Source organism: Streptomyces sp. WM4235 (assembly GCF_001279725.1).
In the GTDB taxonomy this organism is placed as follows: domain Bacteria; phylum Actinomycetota; class Actinomycetes; order Streptomycetales; family Streptomycetaceae; genus Streptomyces.
Genome location: NZ_LGDE01000051.1, coordinates 1 through 8,992, shown reverse-complemented (window position 1 = coordinate 8,992; position 8,992 = coordinate 1). Strand labels below are relative to the sequence as shown.

General features: G+C 72.8%; 10 protein-coding genes. 7 read left to right on the top strand and 3 right to left on the bottom strand.

The window, feature by feature from the left end; translation table 11 throughout:
- Positions 1–350, bottom strand: a 350-nt coding sequence (locus ADK55_RS06690) for a LysR family transcriptional regulator (RefSeq protein ID WP_159041295.1), incomplete at its 3' end; no start/stop codon positions are given.
- Between the two features lie 71 nt (positions 351–421).
- On the opposite strand from ADK55_RS06690, the gene ADK55_RS06685 reads away from it, so the two are divergent.
- From ADK55_RS06685 to ADK55_RS06675, 3 genes are all read left to right on the top strand, one after another.
- Positions 422–1,054, top strand: a complete 633-nt coding sequence (locus ADK55_RS06685) for a maleylpyruvate isomerase family mycothiol-dependent enzyme (RefSeq protein ID WP_053676536.1) — start codon at positions 422–424, stop codon at positions 1,052–1,054.
- Positions 1,051–2,577 (top strand): tRNA (N6-isopentenyl adenosine(37)-C2)-methylthiotransferase MiaB, encoded by a 1,527-nt coding sequence (miaB, locus tag ADK55_RS06680; protein ID WP_053676535.1) that lies wholly within the window; start codon positions 1,051–1,053, stop codon positions 2,575–2,577. The genes ADK55_RS06685 and miaB overlap by 4 nt, the downstream gene beginning before the upstream one ends.
- Positions 2,578–2,737: 160 nt before the next feature.
- Positions 2,738–3,445 carry a class III extradiol dioxygenase subunit B-like domain-containing protein gene (locus tag ADK55_RS06675; RefSeq protein ID WP_053676534.1) on the top strand — a complete coding sequence of 236 codons (708 nt, stop codon included), beginning with the start codon at positions 2,738–2,740 and terminating at the stop codon, positions 3,443–3,445.
- Positions 3,446–3,538: 93 nt separating this feature from the next.
- Here ADK55_RS06675 and ADK55_RS06670 read toward each other — a convergent pair whose 3' ends face one another.
- Both ADK55_RS06670 and ADK55_RS06665 read right to left on the bottom strand, forming a co-directional pair.
- Complete coding sequence (locus tag ADK55_RS06670; protein ID WP_053676533.1) at positions 3,539–3,784, bottom strand: antitoxin; 246 nt, start codon at positions 3,782–3,784, stop codon at positions 3,539–3,541.
- Positions 3,785–3,807: 23 nt separating this feature from the next.
- Complete coding sequence (locus tag ADK55_RS06665; protein WP_053676532.1) at positions 3,808–4,014, bottom strand: hypothetical protein; 207 nt, start codon at positions 4,012–4,014, stop codon at positions 3,808–3,810.
- A gap of 164 nt (positions 4,015–4,178) precedes the next feature.
- On the opposite strand from ADK55_RS06665, the gene miaA reads away from it, so the two are divergent.
- The 4 genes from miaA (at position 4,179) to ADK55_RS06645 (ending at position 8,945) form a co-directional block, all read left to right on the top strand.
- The gene (gene miaA, locus ADK55_RS06660) at positions 4,179–5,117 is read left to right on the top strand and encodes a tRNA (adenosine(37)-N6)-dimethylallyltransferase MiaA (RefSeq protein WP_053676531.1); all 939 of its coding nucleotides are present in this window, start codon (positions 4,179–4,181) and stop codon (positions 5,115–5,117) included.
- A gap of 111 nt (positions 5,118–5,228) precedes the next feature.
- Entirely contained in the window at positions 5,229–5,756 is a 528-nt protein-coding gene (locus ADK55_RS06655; protein WP_199826459.1) for a hypothetical protein, read from the top strand.
- A 94-nt stretch (positions 5,757–5,850) separates the two neighbouring features.
- On the top strand, positions 5,851–6,726 hold the full coding sequence (dapF, locus tag ADK55_RS06650; RefSeq protein ID WP_053676529.1) for a diaminopimelate epimerase: 876 nt from the start codon (positions 5,851–5,853) through the stop codon (positions 6,724–6,726).
- A gap of 140 nt (positions 6,727–6,866) precedes the next feature.
- On the top strand, positions 6,867–8,945 hold the full coding sequence (locus tag ADK55_RS06645) for a RelA/SpoT family protein (RefSeq protein ID WP_053676528.1): 2,079 nt from the start codon (positions 6,867–6,869) through the stop codon (positions 8,943–8,945).
- Positions 8,946–8,992 lie beyond the last annotated feature (47 nt).

Genomic DNA, 8,992 nt, shown 5'->3' with positions numbered 1-8,992 from the left:
TCCCCGAGCCCCCCCCCCCCGTCCAGCCCCGCCACCACCGCCCCGGCCGCCCCCGGGATCAACCCGACCGCGACCCGCCCCCGCAGCAGCCCCGAGATCTCGTCGGCCGTGCGCCGCATCCCCTCCACCGCCGCCAGCGCGGCCCGCGCGTACGACAGCAACGCCGTCCCCGCCTCGGTCGGCGTCACCCGCCGTCCGGAACGATCGAGCAGCCGCACCCCCAGCTCCCGCTCCAACAGCCGGACCTGCGCGCTCACCCCCGGCTGGGACACGTGCAGCCGGACGCCCGCCCGCGTGAAGCCGCCCTCCTCGACGACCGTCACGAAGTACCGAAGCTGGGCCAGTTCCATAACCGCGCATTCTAGGGAGCATAAGAACCCAGGCTTGGACTTATGGCAGGAGCCCGACCCACCCTGGACCCATGACCGACATCGCCGCCGCGACCGCCGCCGAACGCCGAGAACTGGCCGACCTGCTCGACTCCCTCACCCCCGACCAGTGGGACGCCCCGAGCCTCTGCGCGGGCTGGCGGGTCCGCGAGGTCGCCGCCCACATGTCGCTGGGCTTCCGGTACTCGCTGCCCCGGTTCGCCGTCGAGCTGGTCACGGCACGCGGCAGCCTGGACCGGATGACCGACCGCGCCGCGCGCCGAGACGCCGCGTCCCTCGCCCCCGCCGAACTCGCCGCCCTGCTCCGTGACCACGCCCACCACCCCTGGAGGCCCCCGGCCGCCGGACCCACCGGGGCCCTCGCCCACGACGTGGTCCACGGCCTCGACATCACGATCGCCCTCGACCACCCCCGCCGGGTCCCCGAGGACCGGCTGCGCCTCCTCCTCGACGCCGTCACCCCGCGCGGCCTGCGGTTCTTCGGCGTGGACCTGACCGGCATCCGACTCGTCGCCGACGACCTCGACTGGTCCCGGGGCACCGGAAGCCCCGTCCACGGCACCGCGCGGGAACTGCTGCTCGTCCTCTTCGGCCGCCGGCTGCCCGCCGGGCGACTGCACGGGGGCGCGGAGGGCTCCCCGGTACCGCCTACCCTTGTCGCATGACCAGCAGCAGCGACCGGAGCACGGCAGTGGACGTCAAGGGAACTTACGAGGTGCGCACCTACGGGTGCCAGATGAACGTGCACGACTCCGAGCGGCTTTCCGGTCTGCTGGAGGGCGCGGGGTACACGCGTGCGCCCGAGGGTTCCGACGGCGACGCCGACGTCGTCGTGTTCAACACCTGCGCCGTCCGCGAGAACGCCGACAACAAGCTGTACGGCAACCTCGGCCGGCTCGCCCCGATGAAGACCCGGCGCCCCGGCATGCAGATCGCCGTCGGTGGCTGCCTGGCCCAGAAGGACCGCGACACGATCGTCAAGCGTGCCCCCTGGGTCGACGTCGTCTTCGGCACGCACAACATCGGCAAGCTCCCCGTCCTCCTGGAGCGCGCCCGCGTCCAGGAGGAGGCGCAGGTCGAGATCGCCGAGTCGCTGGAGGCCTTCCCCTCGACGCTGCCGACCCGCCGCGAGTCCGCGTACGCCGCCTGGGTGTCCATCTCCGTCGGCTGCAACAACACCTGCACCTTCTGCATCGTCCCGGCGCTGCGCGGCAAGGAGGAGGACCGTCGCCCGGGCGACATCCTCGCCGAGGTCGAGGCCCTGGTCGCCGAGGGAGTCTCCGAGATCACCCTGCTCGGCCAGAACGTCAACGCGTACGGCTCCGACCTGGGGGACCGCGAGGCCTTCAGCAAGCTGCTGCGCGCCTGCGGGCAGATCGAGGGCCTGGAGCGGGTCCGCTTCACCTCGCCGCACCCGCGCGACTTCACCGACGACGTGATCGCGGCCATGGCCGAGACCCCGAACGTGATGCCGCAGCTCCACATGCCGATGCAGTCCGGATCGGACACCATCCTCAAGGCGATGCGCCGCTCGTACCGCCAGGAGCGCTTCCTCGGCATCATCGAGAAGGTCCGGGCCGCCATCCCGCACGCGGCGATCTCCACCGACATCATCGTGGGCTTCCCCGGCGAGACCGAGGAGGACTTCCAGCAGACGATGCACGCCGTGCGCGAGGCCCGCTTCGCGAACGCGTTCACCTTCCAGTACTCCAAGCGCCCCGGCACCCCGGCCGCCGACATGGACGGGCAGATCCCCAAGGAAGTCGTCCAGGAGCGCTACATGCGCCTGGTCGCCCTCCAGGAGGAGATCTCCTGGGAGGAGAACAAGAAGCAGGTGGGCCGCACCCTGGAGGTGATGGTCGCGGAGGGCGAGGGCCGCAAGGACGGTGCCACCCACCGTCTGTCCGGCCGCGCCCCCGACAACCGCCTCGTCCACTTCGCCAAGCCGGACGAGGACGTGCGCCCGGGTGACGTGGTGACCGTGGACATCACGTACGCGGCCCCGCACCACCTGCTGGCCGAGGGCCCGACGTCGGCCGTGCGCAGGACCCGCGCGGGCGATGCCTGGGAGAAGCGCAACGCGGCCCCGGCGCAACCGGCGGGCGTCATGCTCGGCATCCCCACCCTCGGAGTCCCGGCCCCCCTCCCGGCCGCCACCTCGGGCTGCGCGGCCCCGGCGTCCGCCTGACGCGCGGTCGCTCCTGCGGTCCGGCCCCGACGGGCCGGACCGTGGACCCGCGGACGCCGCACCTCCGCGGACGCCGACCCTCCGCGGACGCCGCACCCCCGCGGACCCGTTCGCCGGCGGAGCCGTACGGCCCGGGCAGGCGACGGCTAGGCTGCGGATCATGCTCGTAGCCGCCGCCGTCTGTCCCGCCCCGCCGCTCCTCGTGCCGGAGGTCGCCGCGGGCGCCGCCGCCGAACTGGGCGACGCCCGCACCGCCTGTTCCGACGCGCTCGCCGTGCTCGCCGCCTCCCGACCCGACCTCCTGGTCGTCGTCGGCGCCGCCGACCAGGACCACCGCGGGCCCTATCCCCAGGGATCCCGGGGCACCTTCCGCGGATACGGCGTGGAACTCGACGTACAGCTCGGTGACGGCGAAGAGGGACCGCGCCTGCTGCCGACCTCACTGGCCGTCGGCGCCTGGCTGTTGCGCCGCGCCCGCTGGGGCGCCGCCCCCGTGGAAGGGCTCGGGGTCGGGGAACCGCTCGAAGCCGAACAGTGCCTGCGCGCGGGGCGGGACCTCGCCGCCCGCGACGCGCGCGTCGCCCTGCTCGTGATGGGCGACGGCAGCGCCTGTCGCACGCTCAAGGCCCCCGGCTACCTCGACGAGCGGGCCGCCGGCTTCGACGCGGCCGCCGCCCGCGCCCTCGGATCCGCCGACACCGCCGCGCTGGCCGCCCTGGACGCGGACCTCGCGCACGAACTCAAGGCCGCCGGGCGTGCTCCCTGGCAGGTCCTGGCGGGCGCGGCCGAGGACGCGGGCCTCGACGGCAGGCTGCTGTACGAGGACGCCCCGTACGGGGTCGGCTACTTCGTCGCCGCCTGGTCCTGACACAGCCGAGGCAGGCACCCGGACCCCCGCGTCCGGGCACGAGAAAGGGGCGCGGGGTTCATCGAACCCACGCGCCCCTTTCCGGCGACCACGTCAGGAAGTCGCCGGCGGCGTCGGCCCGCCGGGTGCGTCCTTGTGCGCGATCTTGCCCAGGGCGTCCTTCGCCTTGCCCGTCCCGCTCGTGATCTGGCCGCTGTACTTGCCCTTGGTCTTGGAGTCCACGGCCTTCGCGACCTTCTCCAGACCGACGGAGATCTTTCCCTCGTGCTGCTGCGCGAGGTCGCCGACCTTGTCCTTGGCCGGAGCGAGCTTGGCCTTCAGATTGTCCAGCAGGCCCATGGATCACCCTTCATTGGCGATGGCTACGTACGGGCGCCCTCGCCGGCCTCGCTGTCCAGGGAAGCCTCCGCGGACTTCTGCTGCGGAATCTCCGCGGCCGTCGCCGCCGGAGCCTCCACCCCAGTCGCCTCGCCCGTCGCTTCCTCGGACGCGGCCGTCAGGTCGGCGGACGCGACCTCATCGGTCGAACCCTGCTCCTTACGGCCAAAAAACCGGCTGAAAACGCCCATGTCTACTCCCGTAACGTTACTCGTGCGAATGAAGTTCCGCCGTGGCCGAAACGGCCTCCGCCGGGTACACGCCGGGCCGGAACCTCGCCAGGGCAACGACTCCGACCACGCCCCGTCACGTAGCTCGATCGGGTACCGGCCGCCGGGTTTGCGAGACTGTGTCGGTGAGGAATCCAGCCCCCGCCCCGCGGGTCATCGCCGTCGTCGGTCCCACCGCGGCCGGAAAGTCCGACTTGGGCGTCGCCCTGGCCCGCCATTTCGACGGCGAGGTCGTCAACGCCGACTCCATGCAGCTCTACCGGGGGATGGACATCGGCACCGCGAAGCTGACGCAGGAGGAACGCGGCGGGGTCCCGCACCACCTCCTCGACGTCTGGGACGTCACCGAGACCGCGAGCGTCGCCGAGTACCAGCGCCTCGCCCGCGCCGAGATCGACCGACTCCTCGTGCAGGGCCGGACGCCCGTCCTCGTCGGCGGCTCCGGGCTGTACGTCCGCGGCGCGCTCGACGCGATGGAGTTCCCCGGCACCGACCCCGAGGTACGGGCCCGCCTGGAGGAGGAGGCCACCCTGCGCGGCCCCGGCGCCCTGCACGCCCGGCTCGCCGCCGCCGACCCGATCGCCGCCCAGGCGATCCTCCCCAGCAACGGCCGCCGGATCGTCCGCGCCCTGGAGGTCATCGAGATCACCGGGCGCCCGTACACCGCGAACCTGCCCGGCCACGAGTCCGTCTACGACACCGTCCAGATCGGCGTGGACGTGGGCCGGCCGGAACTCGACGAACGGATCGCGCTGCGGGTCGACCGGATGTGGGAGGCCGGGCTCGTGGACGAGGTCCGCGACCTGGAGGCCCGGGGCCTGCGCGACGGGATCACCGCCTCCCGCGCACTCGGCTACCAGCAGGTGTTGTCCGCCCTCGCGGGCGCGTGCACCGAGGACGAGGCGCGGGCCGAGACGGTCCGGGCCACCAAGCGGTTCGCCCGCCGACAGGACTCGTGGTTCCGGCGCGACCCGCGCGTGCACTGGCTGAGCGGCGCCCTCGCGGACCGCGGGGAACTCGCCGGACTCGCGCAGTCGTTGGTCGAACGAGCGGTCACAGCCTGATCACGTGATGGCATCGGGACGCCCCGTGCGCCCGTACCGGGGCCGGGGGCGTGCCATCATCAAACTTCTGAACAGCGGCGTACGAAGTCCGAGTGGGGAGGGCGCGTGGCTATGGAGGCCGGCCCCCGTGACACCGGGCGGGACGACACCAGACGGGAAGCGGACCCGATGCTTCACAACGGGATCGCGGAGCCGATCGGGTCGGACGGCCCGGACGCCCTCGGCCTGCCCGCCGACCCGGCGCGGCTGACCCCAGACGGCCCCGACGCCCCGGACATCGCCGCCCTGGACGCCTCGGGCCCCGAGTTCGAGGTCGAACTGAGGCCGCAGCGCCGCCTGCGCATCTGGCAGATCGCGCCCATCGTGATGCTCGCCGCCGCCGGATCCCTGATGTTCGCCTTCCCCCTCGCCTTCGAGTTCGGCGACGGCGGAGCCGTGGTCGCCATGCTGGGCTTCCTCATCAGCTGCTGCGCCGGCGGATGGGCCATGATGGCCGCGCGCCGCGTCGGCCACTCCTGGCCCGGACTGCCGCCCCGCGGCAGCGGCCGCCGCCCCGACTGGCGCATGGCCGCCCTGTACACGGTGATGGCCCTCGCCCTGGTGTCCCTGGCCGTGTACCGGGTCGCGCGCCTGCGCTGAGCAGGCCCGCGCGCCCTTCCCGCCGTGCCCGCGCTCCGCGCACACCGGGCGTCCGCCCGGAGGGCGAAACGGGCCCCGAAGGTACGATGACCTGGTGACGCACCGCACCCTCTCCTTCCTCAAGGGCCACGGGACCGAGAACGACTTCGTGATCGTCCCCGACCCGGACAACGCCATCGACCTGCCCGCGACCGCCGTCGCCGCACTGTGCGACCGGCGAGCGGGCATCGGGGCCGACGGTGTGCTGCACGTCGTGCGGTCCGCCGCCCACCCCGACACGGCGCACCTGGCCGACGAGGCCGAGTGGTTCATGGACTACCGCAACAGCGACGGATCCGTCGCCGAGATGTGCGGCAACGGCGTACGGGTCTTCGCCCGCTACCTCCTGCACGCCGGCCACGTCGAGCCCGGCGACCTCGCCGTCGCCACCCGGGGCGGCGTCAAGCGCGTCCACCTCGACAAGAGCGGCGACGTCACGGTCTCCATGGGCCGCGCCGAACTGCCCGTCGGCGACGTCACCGTCTCCGTCGGCGAGCGCTCGTGGCCCGCGCGGAACGTGAACATGGGCAACCCGCACGCGGTGGCCTTCGTCGACAGCCTCGACGACGCCGGAAACCTCCACACCGCCCCGCCGTTCAGCCCCGCGTCCGCGTACCCGACCGGAGTCAACGTCGAGTTCGTCGTCGACCGGGGCCCGCGGCACGTCGCGATGCGCGTCCACGAGCGCGGCTCCGGCGAGACCCGCTCCTGCGGCACCGGCGCCTGCGCCGTCGCCGTGGCGGCCATTCGACGCGACGGCGTCGACCCGGCCGTGACCGGCGAACCGGTCACGTACACCGTCGACCTCCCCGGCGGACGACTCGTCATCACCGAGCACCCCGACGGGCAGATCGACATGACCGGACCGGCCGTCATCGTGGCCGAGGGCGAGCTCGATTCGACCTGGCTCACCGAAACGGCTTTCGCGTGAAGGTTCCCTCCAATGGGTGATCCGTTTCACGCTGAGCGAGAGGTGGACTGCGCCACGTGGTGGGGTCGGTAACATCAGGCACCGGCCCTGAGGGCTCACCCCATGCCCACCACCGCCGGTCGAAGCCGCCGGAGGTGCCCATGAGTGCAGAGGCCACGAACCCCGAAGCACACCCCGAAGCGCGCCCTGAGCTGCGTAGACGGGGCCGGAGCAGGCTGGATCTGCGCCGGCTCGGGCGCGCGGCGCTGCTCGGGCCCACGTCCCGGGACCGCCTTCCGGACGCCATCGGACACGTGGCGGAAGCGCATCGTGCCCACCATCCGGACGCCGATCTGTCCATTCTGCGACGCGCATATCTGCTCGCGGAGACCTCTCACCGCGGCCAAATGCGAAAAAGTGGTGAGCCGTACATCACACATCCGCTCGCCGTCACCCTGATCCTCGCGGAACTCGGCGCGGAGACAACGACGTTGACGGCGTCCCTCCTCCACGACACCGTCGAGGACACGGACGTGACCCTCGATCAGGTGCGCGAGGAGTTCGGCGACGAGGTCTGCTTCATCGTGGACGGCGTCACCAAGGTCGAGAAGATCGACTACGGCGCCGCCGCCGAACCCGAGACCTTCCGCAAGATGCTCGTCGCCACCGGCAACGACGTCCGCGTCATGTCCATCAAACTCGCCGACCGACTGCACAACATGCGCACCCTCGGCGTGATGCGCCCCGACAAACAGGCGCGCATCGCCAAGGTCACCCGCGACGTCCTCATCCCCCTCGCCGAACGACTCGGCGTACAGGCCCTCAAGACCGAGCTGGAAGACCTCGTCTTCGCGATCCTGCACCCCGAGGAGTACGAGGAGACCCGCGCGCTCATCGCGGCCCACGCCGGAGAACGCGACCCGCTGCCCGGCATCGCGGACTCCGTGCGCGGCGTCCTGCGCGACGCCGGCATCGCCGCCGAGGTCGTGGTCCGCCCCCGCCACTTCGTGTCCGTGCACCGCATCTCCCGCAAGCGGGGCGAACTGCGCGGCTCCGACTTCGGCCGGGTCCTCATCCTCGTCGGCGAGAACGCCGACTGCTACGCGGTCCTCGGTGAACTCCACACCTGTTTCACCCCGGTGGTCTCGGAGTTCAAGGACTTCATCGCCTCCCCGAAGTTCAACCTCTACCAGTCGCTGCACACGGCCGTCGCCACCTCCGAGGGGTACGTCGCCGAGGTCATCGTCCGCACCCGGCAGATGCACCGCGTCGCGGAGGCCGGAGTGGTCGCGCTCGGCAATCCGTACACCACCCCGCCGGCCGAAGCGGCCGAGGGCGACGAGGAGCGGGTCGACCCGACGAGACCCGGCTGGTTGTCCCGACTGCTCGACTGGCAGCAGTCCGCACCCGACCCCGACACCTTCTGGACGGTGCTGCGCGCCGAACTGGCCCAAGACCGCGAGATCACCGTCTTCAGGGCCGACGGCGGGACGCTGGGCCTGCCGGGCGGGGCGAGCTGTATCGACGCCGCCTACGCCCAGTACGGGGAGGCGGCGCACAGCTGTATCGGCGCCCGCGTCAACGGGCGCCTCACCTCCCTCTCGTCCCGGCTGTCCGACGGGGACACCGTTCAACTCCTGCTCTCGCACGACGCCGCCTCCGGGCCCGCCGCCGACTGGCTCGACCACGCCAAGACCCCGGCCGCCCGCATCGCCATCAGCGGCTGGCTCCAGACCCACCCCGACTCCGCGGCCGCCACCACCACCGCGGCCCGGGCCCCGCTCTCCGTCGTCGGGGCGCGCGGTGGCGGGGCGAACGCCGTCGCCGACCTGCCGGACGCGCCCGTGCGCCTGGCCGGCTGTTGCACCCCCGTACCGCCGGACGCCGTCGCCGGGTTCGTCGTACGCGGCGGGGCCGTCACCGTGCACCGCGTCCACTGCCCGGCCGTGGCCCAGATGCGCGCCGTCGGCCGTACCTCGGTCGCCGTGCACTGGCGGGCCACCGCGGACTGCCGCGTGACCCTGCTCGCCGAATCGTTCGGCCGCCCACACCTCCTGGCCGACCTGACCGAGGCAATCGCCCGCGAGGGGGTCGAGGTGGTCTCCGCGACCGTGGAACCGCCCGTCGAACAGCGGGTCCGGCACTCCTACACCCTGCAACTGCCCGACGCGACGGGGCTCCCGGCCCTGATGCGGGCGATGAGGGACGTGCCGGGCGTGTACGACGTCAGCCGGGCGTAGCGGGACGGCCGGGCGAAGCGGGGAAGACAGGGGGCAGGGGGGCTCGG

Bases quoted from the DNA above. Each gene is read 5' to 3' on its own strand.
- ADK55_RS06685 (WP_053676536.1), top strand. From the start codon at position 422: ATGACCGACATCGCCGCCGCGACCGCCGCCGAACGCCGAGAACTGGCC.
- miaB (WP_053676535.1), top strand. From the start codon at position 1,051: ATGACCAGCAGCAGCGACCGGAGCACGGCAGTGGACGTCAAGGGAACT.
- ADK55_RS06675 (WP_053676534.1), top strand. From the start codon at position 2,738: ATGCTCGTAGCCGCCGCCGTCTGTCCCGCCCCGCCGCTCCTCGTGCCG.
- ADK55_RS06670 (WP_053676533.1), bottom strand. From the start codon at position 3,784: ATGGGCCTGCTGGACAATCTGAAGGCCAAGCTCGCTCCGGCCAAGGAC.
- ADK55_RS06665 (WP_053676532.1), bottom strand. From the start codon at position 4,014: ATGGGCGTTTTCAGCCGGTTTTTTGGCCGTAAGGAGCAGGGTTCGACC.
- ADK55_RS06655 (WP_199826459.1), top strand. From the start codon at position 5,229: ATGGAGGCCGGCCCCCGTGACACCGGGCGGGACGACACCAGACGGGAA.
- ADK55_RS06645 (WP_053676528.1), top strand. From the start codon at position 6,867: ATGAGTGCAGAGGCCACGAACCCCGAAGCACACCCCGAAGCGCGCCCT.